Below are 16,023 nucleotides of genomic sequence, written 5' to 3' on the forward strand. Positions count from 1 at the left end.
TCCCCGGTTCCGGGTGCCGTCGAAGCCCCGGTAGCGGAGGCCGAGCCAGAGCCAGCCGCGCTGGAACGGGCGGGCCCGCCAGCGGAGGCCGGACCGGAGCCGGACGCCGACGCCGAGCCCGAGCCGGACGGTGGGCCGGGCCAGGCGGCGGTCTCGCTCGGACTCGCGGAACCTGGGACGGGGCCGGCGGGCGGCTGGTCGATGCCGATGGCTCGGCCGAGCTGGTCGAGCCGGTGCCCCTGGGCGGTCAGCCGCTGGTGTAGGTAATCGACGGCGGCGTGCAGGTCACGGCGGCGCTCGGACTCGGCGGCGGCGTGCTGTTCGCCGGTGCGGCGTTGCTCGGCGAGCTGTCGGGCCAGCGCCGCGTACTCCTCGAAGGACACTGTCACCGCTCCCCGTCCGGCTCGTGCTCTTCGCCGACGAACGGGACGATCAGCCGGGTGCGCTGGTCGTGCCGGTCGATCAGCAGCGCCCGGTCGGCGCGGGGCGTGTAGGCCAGGTCGTGTGTCCCGAGGTGCAGGGCCAGCTCGCTGCCGGGCACGTTGAGCGCCACCAGGCAGGCGACGTCGTCGCGGTTCTGGGTGCCGCCGAGGTCGTCGGCGAGCCGGCGCAGCCCACGCCACCAGCCGAGCAGGTGCACCCCCTGCCCGGGGCCCTGGCGCAGCAGGGTGCGCAGGTCGTCCAGGCCGGAGCGGAAGGTGCCCGGGTCGGTGGCCCCGAGGACCGGCGCGGCGGCGTCCATGCCGAACACGACAAGGTATTCCCGACCGGTGGGCTCGGCGGCCAGCGTGGCGACGCGCTCGCGCAGCCCGGCGGCGTCGAGGCGCCGCACCTCGTGGCCGGCGGCCCGCAGGGCGGTTTCGGTGTCGTCGGCGACCCCGGCCGCGGCGGTGACCAGGGCGGCGAGCTGGAACCGGACGTCGCCGGGGGTGTGTTGGCGGGCCAGGCTGAGCGTCGCGGCGCGCAGCACGTCCGCGCCGGCCGGTGCGGTGCCCACCACGGCGAGGTGCCGGCCGGGGGTGGCGTCCATCAGGAACAGCGCGGTGGTGCCGTGCACGTCGACAGTCCGGCCGACCAGGGCCATCGGACGCCGGCCACCGGGGCGCAGCCCGGCGAAGGTGGGGTCGTCCTCGACCCGCGCGGCTTCGTACCCCTTGAAGACCGCCGGTGCCCGCGAGCCCGGCGGGCGGGCCTGCCACAGCTCGTGGCGCAGCGCTGCGAGGTCCGCCGCCGCGGCGTGCGCGTCGGGGAAGCGCAGCACCGTGTCGGCGCCGACCGCACCGGCGGCGGTGTTGACCACGGCGGAGCCGATCGGCAGGGCCGCGGCGGCGGTGTTGAGCTGGTCGAGCACGCCGCCACCGCCGGGCAGTGCCACCCGCAACGCGAACTGACCGAAGATCGCCTCGGCCCGCCCGTAGAGGGCCTCGATGCCGGTCATGCTCTGGCTGGCCAGCACCAGGTGGATGCCGTACGAGCGGCCCTTGCGGGCCAGCTCCTCCAGCAGGTCGACGGATTCGCGGGCCAACGCGTCGTTGCCGGCGAGCAACACGTGGAACTCGTCGATGACCGCCACGACGCGCGGCAGCGGATTGTCCCGGGGCAGGTCGGCGAGTTTGGTGACGCCGTGACGCTTCAGCGCGGTGGCCCGGCGTTGCGCCTCCCGGCGTAGCTCGCGCAGGACGGCGAGACCGTACTCGCGATCGGACTCGATGCCGACGGCGCGGGCGTGGGGCAGCCAGGACGGGTCGCGACTGGTGGGCACGAACTCGGTGAAGCTCACGCCCTCCTTGAAGTCGAGCAGGTAGAGCTGCAACTCGGCCGGAGAGTAGCGGGCGGCCAACCCGTAGAGGACGTCGAGCAGGAAGACGGTCTTGCCGGCGCCGGTGCGCCCACCGACCAGCCAGTGCGGGGTGGCGTCGTCGAAGGCGAGCGTCAGCGGGGTGTCGAGGGCGACTGTCGGCGCGGTGCCGCCGGCCCGGCCGATCACCGTCCGCAGGCCGTTGGCGGCGGACTCGACCCAGCGCCGCTCGGGCAGCAGGTCGGTGAAGGGCAGCGCGTCGGAGCGGCGGGCGGCGGCGGCCAGGTGGTCGGCGAGCGCGCGTACCGACGCCGACGGCGGATCACCGTCGAGCAGGACGGGAGCGGCGAGACCGGTGCCGTCCACACTGAACGGGGTGCCGGGCGGGTCGCCGACGTGCGCGTACCCCTGGTTGAGCCGGACCGCGGTGGTGCCGCCCAGCGGCGTCGGGGTCGCGCCGGGCAGCCGCGACGGGTGGCCGGCGAGCAGCACGCAGACGGCGGCGGCCGGGCCGGCATGGGTGAGCGCGGCGAGCCGGGCCAGCTCGCGCGGCGGCGGCGCGGCGGTGGCGACCACCACCAGCAGGTGCCGGGCGGCCGGCTGGGCGTGCTGCGCCGCGCGGGCGTGCCGCTCGGCGGAGTCCAGCAGCGCGGCCACCTCCGCCTCGCCGGTCGCCGGTGGGTGCAGCACCCCGGCGTCGAGCAACGGGCGCAGCGGGCCGAAGGTGGCGCCCACCGCGGCGGTGTCGATGCCGGCGACCCGGACCTGACCGGGCGGCGCGGTGGCGACCAGCCGCAGCACCAGCGCCCGCAACAACCCGGCGACCTGCGGGTCCCGGACATCGGCGTCCAGCGCCAGGTGGTGGCCGCCACCGAGCGGGACCAGCACCGGGAAGCCGCCGTCCGGGGTGGACGCCGCGCCGATGCGGACCGCGGTCGGCTCGTCGGTCAGCGGCGTGGCACCCGGCGCGGGAGTGGCCAGGGTGCCGCCGAGGTGGGCGAGGCGGGCCACCAGCTCGGCGGTGCCGGCCGGCGCGACGGTCGTCGACGCCGCGCCGAGCACGCCGCGGGCGGTGTCCAGGTGCGACCGGGCCGCTCGGTGGGAGCGGACCGCCTGCTCGTACGCCGACGCGAGCCTGCCCAACCTCTGCCCCCAACGCCAACGGCCGTCTGGTCCCAGGAACCCTAACGGACACCTGCGACAACCGGACAGTCCTGGGGCCGGTGCGGCCGTGTCACGCCGGACCGCAGGCCGCCGGGGTGGACGCGTCGGCCACCCCACAGCGGAACACCTCCACCGGCGCCGTCGCCACGTCGGGCACCTGCTCCACCCGCATCAGGGCGAGCCGTTTGTCGACCGGCTCACCCGAGTCGGGGGTGAACCGGATCAGCCCGGCGACCCCCGGGTAGCCCTGCCCGGCGTTCTGCCGGAGCACCTCCGCGTGCACCGCGACCGGGTTGACCGACGTCGGCTCCCAGCGTTGCCGCGGGTCGGCGTGGTGCAGCCGGGCGGCGAGGCTCTCCACCGCGCGGATGAGCATCATCGACGCGTCGTAGGCGAGGCTGACCCGCTCGCCGACCTGCTGCTCGGAGCCCGGTCGGCAGCGCGGCGGGTCGAGCAGGTCGTCGGCCTGGATCCAGGACAGGAAGCTGGCCCGGGCGTCGTCGCGCCGGTCCTGCGCCGCCCGCAGCGCCGCGCAGGTGGCAAGCGCGGCCTTGGAGACGTACGTGACCGGCAGGTTGCCGGGCGCGGCGGCGCGCAGCCCGGGGTTGGCCATGTAGCGGTTCGCCGAATCGTCGGCGACCAGGTGTCGGGGCGGGTTGGCGCCGCACTCGCGCAGCGCCCGCAGGAAACCGTCGAACTCGGACCAGCGACCCGCGTAGAAGAGCAGACCCGGGTAGCCGCACTCGTCGGTCAACCGTTGACCGGTGCTCCACTTGTCCAGGCGGGTGATCCGCGTGCCGAACCGTTGCCGCAGCCCGTCGACGAGGGTGTTCACGTACAGGTCCTCGCTGAGCGTGCTGCCCTCCAGCGTCGTGTAGTAGACGTGCGCCTGGTCGACCTTCAGCACCTGCTGGGCGTACGCGTCGACGAGCTTCACCTGGTCGGCGTTGGGCGCGGAGATCTGCAGGTAGAGGCGGGAGTTGGCATCGATCTTGTCGGCGGAGAGCGTGGGTGCCAGCACCGGCAGCCCGACCTTGTTCAGCTCGCGCAACGCGCGGGCGGTGCTGGTCCGGCTCTCCACCAGCCCGACCACCCCGAGCACCGTGGGGTCGTCCCGGGCCAGCTCGGCCAGCATCGCCACGGCCCGGTCGGCGTAGCGCATCTGCCGGCCACCGTTGGCCACCACGATCCGCAGCAGCGCGGCGCCGTCGGCACCGGCCGACTCCTTCAGCAACGCGTACTGGGCGGTGGCCATCCCCTCCAACTCTTCCCGCTCGGAGACGTACGACTCCTCGTCGGCGCGGGTCCGGTTGCCGGTCAGGGTGCCCAGGTAGACCAGGGTGAGGAAGGGCCGGCGTCGGTCGCTGCGCTGCCAGACCTCCTCGGCGGCCCGGTTCTGCGCGAAGATCCGCTGCTGGATCGTCCGCAGCCCGTCCTGGCCGGGGTCGTTGTTGAACACCTGTGCCGCGTTGTCGCTGTAGCCGACGCACTCGCCGCTGCCGGCAACCTCGACCGAGATCCGGCCACCGGTGAGCGAGGGGTGGCAGCCGGGGCCCCACCGGCTGCCCACCCACACGCCACCCGCGGCCAGCAGCACCAGGCTGAGCGCGGCCGGCAGGAAGCGCCGCGACCACCAGGGCGGGTCGGGTGCGGAGAACGGTCGCATCCCGCCCCGCGACGGCGGCCCGGTGTCGGTGTCGTCGGGCCGCAACGCCACCAGCCAGGCGGCGGGGCGGCGCAGCCGCCGCATCTCCGGCAGCGCCTCGGCCCACTCGTCGTACGCCTCGTCGGCCTCGGTCAGCGGGTGCGGTTCGGGCAGCTCCGGTGGGGGTTGCCCGCCGGACACGACGATGAGCAGCGGGTCGTTGCGGCCGGTCTCGGTGCGGACGTCGCCGATCAGGCGGACCATTTCGCCGCCGACGTTGCCGGGGGCGACGTGATCGAGCAGCAGCGCCGGGTACGCGGTACGCCGCCAGTCCGAGGGCCGCCAGGGCCGACGCCGGTACGCCTGCCGCAGGTCCTCCAGGAACGCGTGCAGCAGCAGCTTGTTGACCTGGTCGGGTTGCTCGCCGTCGCGCCACCCGGCGGTGAGGCGCTCGGCGAAACCGAGGAACGTGACCGACTGCCGGGGCGCGAGGTACTGCTGGCGCATGAACCAGGTGTAGTGCCGCCCGAGCACCGGCACCCGGCCGGAGACGGCGGCCCGGAAGACCACGCTCGGCACGGCACGGCGGACCAGCCAGAGCAGCACCTGCGAGACGATGCTGACCGCGTCACCACCGGAGGGCAACGCCTCCGGGGTACGCGGGCCGCGACGGTCGCGCAGCCGGCGTACCAGGGCCGCCCGGCTGTCGTCGGCGTCGACGCCGAAGGTGAGGCTCTGGTGCATCAGCCAGTCGGCGAGCGGGTAGTGCCGGAAGCGCAGCCGCGCGGCACCGAACGCCTCCAGGGAGAGCTGCCGGTGCAGCTCGCGTAGCAGCGCCGGTACGTCCCCGGCACCCGGCGGCACGTCGGCGTCCAGCACGGCGTGCGGCACCCGCCGCCGGGGCCCCTGGCCGAGGAACCGGCGCAGCGGCACCATCAGATCCGAGGTGTCGGCGCGGACCAGGGTGTCGGAGCGGGCCAGGGTGTCGGAGCGGATCTGGGTCTCGGGGCGGACCAGCCAGAGCAGCGGCAGTCGCCGGTCGCCACGGCGGGGTCGCCGCAGCAGCCGGGCGAGCAGCGCGAAGAACTCCAGCCCGCCGGGCGGCAGCCGGTCCCGACCCCCGGGCGACTGTCGCTGGCCGATCAACTCCCGTTTGGGCACCTCGGATCGCGGCACGCGTCACCTCCGATCCACACAGTGTGACCTTGCGGCGCAAGGCACACCAGAGGGCGACGACCGACCATGGGTGTGGCGGGCCGGCGACGCTCATCGTTGTCGATTAGGTTGACGTGGCGAACACCCGATGGAGGGAGTCCACCCCGTGCGACGAATGTTCACGGCGGCCACCGCCGCCCTGACCCTCACCACCGCCGGCACCCTGCTCGCCGGCACCCCCGGCCAGGCCGCTCCGACCGGCTGGGGCCGGCCCGTCGTCACCGTCGCGCCGCAACCCGGCGCGGCCGGCCTGGGCGACACCTACTTCCCGGACTACGGCAACGGTGGCTACGACGTCGAGCACTACGACGTCCGGCTGCGCTACGACCCGGCGACCGACCAGCTCAGCGGCACCGCCACCATTCTCGCCACCGCCACCCAGGACCTCTCGGCGTTCAATCTGGACTTCCTGCTCGACGTGGAGTCGGTGCGGGTCAACGGGTGGGCGGCGAGCACCAGCACCACGGGTGTGCACGAGCTGGTGGTCACCCCGGCCCGCACGATCACCCGGGGCCAGCAGCTCACCGTCGTGGTGCGCTACGCCGGCATCCCGTCGGAGACCCTTGTCGACGACTACACCGGCTGGACCCGCACGGATGACGGGGCGCTCGCGGTCAACGAACCCGAGTCGGCGTGGTGGTGGTTCCCGAGCAACGACCACCCACTGGACAAGGCCACCTTCGACATCTCGGTGTCGGTGCCCACCGGTGTCGAGGTGATCAGCAACGGTGTGCAGCCGAGGCCACCGGCGGCCGAGGCCGGCAACCGCACCCGGTGGATCTGGCGCACCACCTCCCCCACCGCCCCCTATCTGGCCTTCATGGCCATCGGCCAGTACGACATCGTCACCGACACCACGCCGAGCGGCCAGCCGGTGGTCAACGCGTACAGCACCTCGCTGGGTGCGCTCGGGCCGGCGGCGCGGGCCAGCATCGAGCGGACCGCCGAGATCGTCGACTGGGAGAGCGGGATCTTCGGCCCGTACCCGTTCGAGGCACAGGGCGGCGTGGCCGGCCCGGTCGACGGCATCGGCTTCGCGCTGGAGACGCAGACCCGACCGGTGTACGGGCCGGGCTTCTGGCGGCGCGGCGCCAACACCTACGTGGTGGCACACGAGAACGCCCACCAGTGGTTCGGCGACTCGGTCTCGGTGGCCGAGTGGCGCAACATCTGGCTCAACGAGGGTTTCGCGTCGTACGCCGAGTGGCTCTGGTCGGAGGAACAGGGCGAGGGCACCGCGCAGGAGGTGTTCGACTTCGCCTACGCCAGCTATCCGGCCGACAGCGAGTTCTGGCAGGTGCTGCCCGGTGACCCGGGCGCGGCACGGATCTTCGACGATGCCGTCTACGACCGGGGCGCGATGACCCTGCACCAGCTGCGGCTGGCCGTCGGCGACGACGCGTTCTTCGAGATCCTGCCGGCCTGGACCGCCGAGCACCGGCACGGCAACGGCACCATCGAGCAGTTCCAGGCCCTGGCCGAACGGATCTCCGGGCTGGACCTGGACGACCTGTTCACCACCTGGCTGTTCACCGCCGGCCGCCCCGACGTGGCCACCACCGCACGCAAGGCCACCGCCGCGCCGACCCAGCCGAAGTCCTGGGCCAAGATCCGCGAGTCCCACGAGCTGCTGTCGCACTAGGACCCACCCGCCCCACCGTCGATCATGGAGTTGTGGTGCCTGGCATATCGGGCACTGGTGGACCTTCTGCCCACCACAACTTCATGATCGACGCGGCAGGACGGGTAGGGCTCAGGGGGTGGGGGCCGCGCTCGCCTCGATGGCGCGGATGTGCCGGTAGGCGAACCAGAGCGGCGGGAACGCACCGACCGCGAAGGACAGGTCGATGAGCGTCCAGAACCAGGGGATGTCCCGGATCGGGCCACAGATCACCGCCAGTGGCACGATGCCCACGCAGGCGATCATGCCGACCTGCACGACCCAGACGTTGCGCACCGGGTCGCGCAGCGGCCCCCAGAACGCCACCGCCAGCACCAGGTGCGCGAAGGCCAACCAGTCGGTGCCGTAGAGCAGGAACGGGTAGTCCTCGCCGGCCGTCACCAGCCCGGTGTGCACCCGCTCGATCCAGTCGACCAGGGCGGGGAGTTGGCCGGAGAGCGGGTCCAGTACGCGCAGGAGCCAACGCACCTCGATCTCCAGCGGAAACGCGGTGGCACCGCTCAGGAAGAGCCCGATCAGCACGATCCACAGCCACCGGCGGGTCCACCGCAGCCGCTCCTCGATGTTCATGGCCGCAGCGTAACGATGATCTTCGCGGCGGTCGGTCCCGCAGGCCGGCTGGCCGGGGTGACAGCTGTCTCAGCGGCCTGCCGCCGGCCCGACCGCGGCCAACTCCCCGAGCCGGGACGGGCCCAGCCCCACCCCGGCGGGCGCGATGACGCAGACCGCCCCGGCGGGCCGGACGAGCCGGGCCGCCCTCCACGCCACCCGTCGTACCGGATGACGTGGCCGTGGCGCGACGAGCGCGAGGGCCGCGCGGGCGCGCTGGCGGTCCAGAGCGACGGCCGCCGCCACCGTGGCGATCGCGGCGGTGGAGCCGGCGAGCACGAGCGTCTGGCGCGGCCCGGCGTGTTCGGCGAGCCAGCCGAGCAGCGGCGCACCGACCGCGGCCGAGACCGACCCGGTGACCGCCAGCGCGGCGAGCACCCGGCCCCGCATCGCGCCGTCGGTGTCGAGTTGGGCGCGGGTGCCGACGGTGGTGTCGATGACCACCGCGGCGGCGGCGATCGGCAGGATCATCGCCGCGAAGCTCCAGGTGCCCGGTGCGAGGCCGGCGACGATCTGTAGCCCGCTGGCGAGCAGACCGGCGGTGACCAGGGTCCGGTAGTCCAGGGAACGCCGGCGGGCCGCGACGAGCGCGCCCACGACGGTTCCGACCGCGAACACGGTCGACAGGACGCCGTAGCCGGACGCGCCGGCGTGCAACGGCCCGTCGCTCATGGCGGCCATCGTCACCTGGTAGTTGCGGCCCAGGCTGCCGAGCACGAACGACAGGGCGAGCGCGAGCAGCAGCACCGGCTGCCCCCGCAGGTAGGCGAAGCCGGCCCGGACGCCGTCGTGGGTCCGACCGCCGTCCGGGACCGCGAGGCCGGGCACGGCTCCCGGGCGTACGGCGAACAGCGCCACCACCACGGCGGCGAAGCTGGCCGCGTTGATCCCGAACAGCAGGGCGGGCCCGACGGCGGCCACCGCCACGGCACCGAGGCTCATGCCGAGGATGCGCCCGGCGGAGTTGGTGAGCGACCCGAGCGCCAGGGCGTTGCCCAGCGTCTCCCGGTCGACGAGGGTGGCGGCCCAGCGCCCCATCACCGGGCCCTCGATCGCCGAGACGGCACCGGTGGCCAGGGAGATCGCGAAGATCAGCGGCAGACCGCCGACCCCGGTCAGGGCGACCGCCGCCAGTCCGGCGGCGAGCGTCGCGTGGGCCACCTGGGCGGCGATCAGCAGCGGGCGGGCGGGCAGGCGGTCGGCCAGCACACCGCCCCAGACGCTGAGCAGCAGCGTGGGCGCCGCCTGGAGCAGCACCGCGAAGCCCATGGACGTCGCGGAGCCGGTCTCCCGCAGGACGTACCAGTTGACCCCGAGGACCTGCATCCAGGTGCCGATGACGGAGACGAAGCCGGCGAGCACCCAGATCCGGTAGTTACGGTGGCGCAGCGCGGCGAAGGTGGCACCCGTGGCCACGACGAACCTCCAGCGATCGGCAGATGATCAGGCCGATCGCGGCGCGGTTCGGCAGCCGACAAGTCTTGCCGGCTTAAACCTTTTTGCCCATATTTGTGAGTGGACTCACCGGCGGGAATGTCCGGCCGGTCCGGCAGCAAACTGCCGTACCGGCCGGACGCCCCGACGTCAGCGAACGGCGAGGGCCTGCGCGGCCGAGCCGACCGGGGCCGGCAACGCACCGACACCACCCAGGTAACCGTGGATGGCGGCGGCCGCCGCACGACCCTCGGCGATGGCCCAGACGATCAGCGAGGCGCCCCGGTGCATGTCACCGGCCACGAACACCCCGTCGGCGTCGGTCTGCCAGTCGTCGCGGGCGTCGATGGCACCCCGCGGGTTACGGGTCACGCCGAACTGGGCCAGCAGCGGCTGCTGCTCGGTGCCCTCGAAGCCGATCGCCAGCAGCACCAGATCGGCCGGCAGCTCCCGCTCGGAACCGGGCACGACGGTGACGACCCGCCGGCCGTCGCGCTTCTCCACCGTCACCTCGGCGATCCGCACCGCCCGCACCTGGCCGGTGCCGTCGTCCACGAACTCCTGCACCGCGACGGCGAACACCCGCTCGCCGCCCTCCTCGTGCGCCGGGTAGCTGCGCAGGATCCACGGCCAGGTCGGCCACGGGTCCCGTGCCTCGTCGCGCTCCCGGGGCGGCTGCGGGTACAGGTCGAGTTGGTGCACGCCGGCCGCGCCCTGCCGGTGCGCCACGCCGAGGCAGTCGGCCGCCGTGTCACCGCCACCGATGATCACCACGTGCTTGCCGGCCGCGTCGATCGGCGTGCCGTCCGGCAACACCGCGCGCCCCGCCCGGCCCTCGCCGGTCACCGCGACCCCGGGCTCGTCGCTGGCCCCGGTGGCGACCGCGCGATTGGCCGCGACCAGGTGCGCCATTGCCTGGTGTACGCCCCGAAGCGGCCGCCCCGGAGTCTCCGGAGTGTCCCGGCCCTGCAACGCGCCGCAGGCCAGCAACACCGCGTCGTGCTCGGCACGCAACTGCTCGGCGGTGACGTCCACCCCGACGTTCACACCGGTGCGGAAGCGCACCCCCTCGGCGGTGAGCTGGGCCAACCGGGCGTCGATGTGCCGCTTCTCCAACTTGAAGTCGGGGATGCCGTACCGGAGCAGGCCACCGATCGCGTCGTCGCGCTCGTACACCGTCACCGCGTGACCGGCGCGGGCCAGTTGCTGGGCGGCGGCCAGACCGGCGGGCCCGGAGCCGACCACGGCGACCGACCGGCCGGACGGCGCCGGCACCGGCGCAGGGGTGAACCCACGCGCCGCGGCGGCGTCGGCGATCTCCACCTCGACCTGCTTGATGGTCACCGGCTGGCCACCGGAGATGCCCAACACGCAGGCCGCCTCGCAGGGCGCCGGGCAGAGCCGGCCGGTGAACTCCGGGAAGTTGTTGGTGGCGTGCAGCGACTCCACCGCCGCGTCCCAGTTGCCGGTGCGCACCAGGTCGTTCCAGTCCGGGATGCGGTTGCCCAGCGGACAACCGTCGTGGCAGAACGGGATGCCGCAGTCCATGCAGCGGGTGGCCTGCTCACGGACCAGTTCCTCGCCGGCCGGTGGGTACACCTCCCGCCAGTCGCTGATCCGCACCGGCACCGGGCGGCGGGCCGGCAGTCGCCGGTCGTAGCGCAGGAAACCGTTCGGGTCAGGCACGTGCCACCTCCTGGGCCGCCACCCGCGGGGCGGGCGGCACCGGCATCGCCGGCACAGCGGGTGCGGTCAGTTCTTTCATGACCGCGTCGTCGACGTCGCGGCCGGCGGCTTCGGCGGCCCGCATGATCTCCATAACCCGGCGGTAGTCGCGGGGGACCACCGTGGTGAACTCGGTGACCGCCTCCGGCCACCGCTTGAGCAGCTCCTCGGCGACCGCCGAGCCGGTCTCGGCCACGTGCCGCTGGACCAGCTCGTGTAGCAGCGTCTGCTCCTGCTCGCTCAGCGGCGCCAGGTCGACCAGCTCCGCGTTGACGCGGGAGTGGTCCAGGTGGTGCACGAACGCCGTACCGCCGGACATGCCGGCGGCGAAGTTACGGCCGGTCGCGCCGAGCACCACCACCGTGCCACCGGTCATGTACTCGCAGCCGTGGTCGCCGACACCCTCGACCACCGCGACCGCGCCGGAGTTGCGCACCGCGAACCGCTCCCCCACCCGCCCGCGCAGGAAGACCTCGCCGGCGGTGGCCCCGTACAGGATGGTGTTGCCGGCGATGATCTGGTCCTCCGCGCGCCTGCCGGGCTCGGCGTCCGGGTCGAGGAACGGCGCGGCGGCGTCCGGACGGACGACGAGCCGCCCGCCGGAGAGGCCCTTGCCCACGTAGTCGTTGGCGTCGCCGTGCAGCCGCAGGGTCACCCCGCGCGGCAGGAACGCGCCGAAGGACTGCCCCGCCGTGCCGTGCAGCACGAACTCGATGGTGTCGTCCGGAAGGCCGGCACCGCCGAAACGACGGGTCACCTCGCCGCCGAGCATCGCGCCGACGCTGCGGTGCTCGTTGCGCACCGCCACCTCGACCCGCACCGGCGCACCCTCGTCGAGCGCGGGACGGGCCAGCGCGATCAGCTCGTTGTCCAGTGCCTGGTCCAGGCCGTGATCCTGCGCGCGGACGCCGCGCCGGGCCGTACCGGCGGGCAGCTCCGGCAGGTGCAGCACGGGCGCCAGGTCCAGGCCGTGTGCCTTCCAGTGCGTCAGCGCCGGGGCCACGTCGAGCAGCTCGGACTGCCCGATCGCCTCCTCGATGGACCGGAAGCCCAACTCGGCCAGGTAACCCCGGACCTCCTCGGCGAGGAACAGGAAGAAGTTCTCCACGAACTCCGGCTTGCCGGTGAAGCGCTCCCGCAGCACCGGGTTCTGGGTGGCGATGCCGACCGGGCAGGTGTCCAGGTGGCACACCCGCATCATCACGCAGCCCTCGACGATCAGCGGCGCGGTCGCGAAGCCGAACTCCTCCGCGCCGAGCAGCGCCGCGACCAGCACGTCGCGGCCGGTCTTGAGCTGACCGTCGACCTGCACGGTGACCCGGTCGCGCAGCTTGTTGAGCAGCAACGTCTGCTGGGCCTCGGCCAGCCCCAGCTCCCACGGGGTGCCGGCGTGCTTGAGCGAGTTCATCGGGGACGCGCCCGTGCCGCCGTCGTGGCCGGAGATGAGGATGACGTCGGCCTTCAGCTTCGCGACACCGGCCGCGACAGTGCCGACGCCGACCTCACTGACCAGCTTGACGTGCACCCGGGCGGCCGGGTTGACGCACTTCAGGTCGTGGACGAGCTGGGCCAGGTCCTCGATGGAGTAGATGTCGTGGTGCGGTGGCGGGGAGATCAGGCCCACGCCGGGCGTGGCGTGCCGGGTACGGGCGATCCACGGCCAGACCTTGTTGCCGGGCAGCTGACCGCCCTCACCGGGCTTGGCGCCCTGCGCCATCTTGATCTGGAGGTCGTCGGCGTTGACCAGGTATTCGCTTGTCACGCCGAACCGGCCGCTGGCGATCTGCTTGACCGCCGAACGGCGGGTCGGGTCGTGCAGCCGCTCGACGTCCTCGCCACCCTCACCGGTGTTGGACTTGCCGCCGAGCCGGTTCATGGCGATGGCGAGGGTCTCGTGCGCCTCGGCGGAGATCGACCCGTACGACATGGCGCCGGTGGCGAACCGCTTCACGATCTCGGAGGCCGGCTCGACCTCGTCGAGAGCAACCGCCGGACGAACCCCGGTGCGCAGCGTGAACAGCCCCCGCAGCGAGCCGGCCTGCGCGGCGAGCGCGTCGACCTTGGCGGTGTACTGCCGGAACACGTCGTACTGCCGGCTGCGGGTGGCGTGCTGGAGCAGGAAGACCGTCTCCGGGTTGAACAGGTGCAACTCACCCTCGCGGCGCCACTGGTACTCGCCGCCGACCTCGAGGCGGTCGGAGTCGGCGGTGCCCGCCGGCGGCCAGGCCAGCGCGTGCCGTGCCGCCACCTCGGTGTGCACGCCCGCGAGACCCACACCGCCGATGCGGCTGGGCGTACCCCGGAAGTAGCGGTCGATCAGCCGGCCGTCCAGGCCGACCGCCTCGAAGACCTGGGCCCCGCAGTACGAGGAGACCGTCGAGATGCCCATCTTCGACATGATCTTCAGGACGCCCTTGCCGAGCGCCTTCGCGTAGTTGCGTACCGCCGCGGCGGGCTCCACACCGGCCAGCGCGCCAGTGTGGATCATGTCTTCGACCGACTCGAACGCCAGGTACGGGTTGACCGCCGCCGCGCCGTAGCCGATCAGCACCGCCGCGTGGTGCACCTCCCGGCAGTCGCCGGACTCGACGATCAGCGCCGCCTGGGTGCGGGTCTGCTCCCGCACGAGGTGCTGGTGCACGGCGGCGGTGAGCAGCAGCGACGGGATCGGCGCCAGGTCGGCGTTGGAGTCCCGGTCGGAGAGCACCAGGATGCGGACGCCGTCCTCGATCGCCTCGGAGACGTGCCGGCAGATCTCGGTCAGCCGCGCCCTGATCCCGGCGGCGCCCTCTCGGATGCGGTACAGGCCGGACACCCGGACCGCCTTGAAGCCGGGCAGGTCGCCGTCCTCGTCGATGGAGAGGATCTTCGCCAGCTCGTCGTTGTCGATGATCGGGTGCGGCAGCACGATCTGCCGACAGCTCGCCGCGCCCGGGTCGAGCAGGTTGCCCTCCGGCCCGATCGTGGACGCCAGGCTGGTCACCAACTCCTCGCGGATGGCGTCCAGCGGCGGGTTGGTGACCTGGGCGAAGAGCTGGTGGAAGTAGTCGTAGAGCAGCCGCGGCCGGGTGGACAGCGGCGAGATCGGAGTGTCCGTGCCCATCGAGCCGAGCGGCTCGGCGCCGGTACGGGCCATCGGCGCGAGCAGGATCTTGAGCTCCTCCTGGGTGTACCCGAAGGTCTGCTGCCGGCGGCGCACCGAGTCGTGGGTGTAGACGGTGTGCTCGCGGGCCGGCAGGTCGTCCAGCTCGATCAGCCCGGCGTGCAGCCACTCGCCGTACGGCTGCGCGGCGGCCAACTCGGACTTGATCTCCTCGTCGTGCACGATGCGGCCGGCCACGGTGTCGACCAGGAACATCTTGCCCGGCTGGAGCCGCCCCTTCGCCACCACGTGCGCCGGGTCGAGGTCGAGCACGCCCGCCTCGGAACCGAGCACCACGAGGCCGTCGTCGGTCTGCCACCAGCGACCCGGGCGCAGCCCGTTGCGGTCCAGTACGGCGCCGACGATGTCGCCGTCGGTGAAGGCCACCGACGCCGGCCCGTCCCACGGCTCCATGAGGCTGGCGTGGAAGCGGTAGAAGGCCCGCTTGGCCGGCTCCATGCCCGGGTCGTTCTCCCAGGCCTCGGGGATCATCATGAGCACCGCGTGCGGCAGGCTCCGCCCGGCCAGGTGCAGCAGCTCCAGGACCTCGTCGAAGTTCGCCGAGTCGGAGGCGGCGGGGGTGCAGACCGGGAAGACCCGCCGGATGTTGCCCGGCACGTTCGGCGAACGCAGCAGCGCCTCGCGGGCCTGCATCCAGTTGCGGTTGCCGCGGATCGTGTTGATCTCGCCGTTGTGGGCGATGAACCGGTACGGGTGCGCCAGTGGCCAGGACGGGAACGTGTTGGTGGAGAAGCGGGAGTGCACGAGCGCGATCGCGCTGTCCACCCGCTCGTCACGCAGGTCCGGGTAGAACGCCGGCAACTGGTCGGGGGTGAGCATGCCCTTGTAGACGATCGTCCGGCTGGACAGGGACGGGAAGTAGGCCGGCACGCCCCGCTCGGCGGTCTCGCGTTCGGCCTGCTTGCGCAGGCAGAACGCCACCCGGTCCAGCTCGATGCCGCTCAGCGCGGAGCCGGCCGGGCCGGCGGGTGAGTCGGTAAGCCGGCGCGCGGCCACGAAGACCTGCCGGACCCGGGGCATCGCCGCCAGGGCGGTCTCGCCGAGCCCCTCCGGGGCGATCGGCACATCCCGCCAGCCGAGCACGTCGGCGCCCTCGACCAGGGCGTACTTCTCGAAGACCTGCCGGGCACGCGCCTCGGCGGCGTCGTCGTCGGGCAGGAAGACCAGCCCGGTGGCGTACTCGCCCGCCGGGGGTAACGCGACGCCGGCCGCCGCGCGCAAGAACGCGTCGGGCACCTGGATCATGATGCCGGCGCCATCGCCGGTGTTCGGCTCCGCGCCCCGGGCACCTCGGTGGTCCAGGCGGCAGAGCGCGCCGAGCCCGTTGGCGACGACCGCGTGTGAACGGCGACCGTGCAGGTCCGCCACGAAGGCCACGCCGCAGGCGTCGTGCTCCTGCCCGGGGTCGTAGAGGCCCTGGGCGGACGGGCGGGTGCCGGGCGTCGGGGACGCCTGCGGGCTGTGCGGGTGCGGCTGTGTCATTTCCGCGTACGGCTGAGCCACCGGGCCTCCTGTCGTCACTCAGGTTGATCATGCAGGGGACGACGTCGGCCCGTGGGTCTATTGAGTCTACGTTAGGGCCAGGCACG

7 protein-coding genes and 1 pseudogene are annotated in these 16,023 nt (G+C 73.4%); 1 reads left to right on the forward strand and 7 read right to left on the reverse strand.

The window, feature by feature from the left end; translation table 11 throughout:
- The 3 genes and pseudogenes from AB0B14_RS19585 to AB0B14_RS19595 all read right to left on the reverse strand — a co-directional run.
- A pseudogene (locus AB0B14_RS19585) lies at nucleotides 1-383 on the reverse strand (hypothetical protein); the annotation flags it as partial.
- 2 nt (nucleotides 384-385) lie between these two features.
- On the reverse strand, nucleotides 386-2,941 hold the full coding sequence (locus tag AB0B14_RS19590) for an FtsK/SpoIIIE domain-containing protein (protein WP_357523410.1): 2,556 nt from the start codon (nucleotides 2,939-2,941) through the stop codon (nucleotides 386-388).
- Between the two features lie 91 nt (nucleotides 2,942-3,032).
- Entirely contained in the window at nucleotides 3,033-5,783 is a 2,751-nt protein-coding gene (locus tag AB0B14_RS19595) for a hypothetical protein (protein ID WP_357523412.1), read from the reverse strand.
- Between the two features lie 145 nt (nucleotides 5,784-5,928).
- On the opposite strand from AB0B14_RS19595, the gene AB0B14_RS19600 reads away from it, so the two are divergent.
- Complete coding sequence (locus AB0B14_RS19600; RefSeq protein ID WP_357523413.1) at nucleotides 5,929-7,464, forward strand: M1 family metallopeptidase; 1,536 nt, start codon at nucleotides 5,929-5,931, stop codon at nucleotides 7,462-7,464.
- Between the two features lie 111 nt (nucleotides 7,465-7,575).
- On the opposite strand, the gene AB0B14_RS19605 is transcribed toward AB0B14_RS19600, so the two are convergent.
- The 4 genes from AB0B14_RS19605 to gltB all read right to left on the reverse strand — a co-directional run bounded on the left by AB0B14_RS19605 (nucleotide 7,576) and on the right by gltB (nucleotide 15,916).
- Nucleotides 7,576-8,073, reverse strand: a complete 498-nt coding sequence (locus AB0B14_RS19605) for a hypothetical protein (protein WP_357069647.1) — start codon at nucleotides 8,071-8,073, stop codon at nucleotides 7,576-7,578.
- 69 nt (nucleotides 8,074-8,142) lie between these two features.
- Nucleotides 8,143-9,528: an MFS transporter gene (locus tag AB0B14_RS19610; RefSeq protein ID WP_357523415.1), complete on the reverse strand. Its 1,386-nt coding sequence runs from the start codon at nucleotides 9,526-9,528 to the stop codon at nucleotides 8,143-8,145.
- 168 nt (nucleotides 9,529-9,696) lie between these two features.
- Nucleotides 9,697-11,232 (reverse strand): glutamate synthase subunit beta, encoded by a 1,536-nt coding sequence (locus tag AB0B14_RS19615; protein ID WP_357069643.1) that lies wholly within the window; start codon nucleotides 11,230-11,232, stop codon nucleotides 9,697-9,699.
- Entirely contained in the window at nucleotides 11,225-15,916 is a 4,692-nt protein-coding gene (gltB, locus tag AB0B14_RS19620) for a glutamate synthase large subunit (RefSeq protein WP_357523519.1), read from the reverse strand. Before gltB ends, AB0B14_RS19615 begins: the two co-directional genes overlap by 8 nt.
- Nucleotides 15,917-16,023 lie beyond the last annotated feature (107 nt).

The organism is Micromonospora sp. NPDC049171 (genome assembly GCF_040648275.1).
GTDB lineage: Bacteria > Actinomycetota > Actinomycetes > Mycobacteriales > Micromonosporaceae > Micromonospora.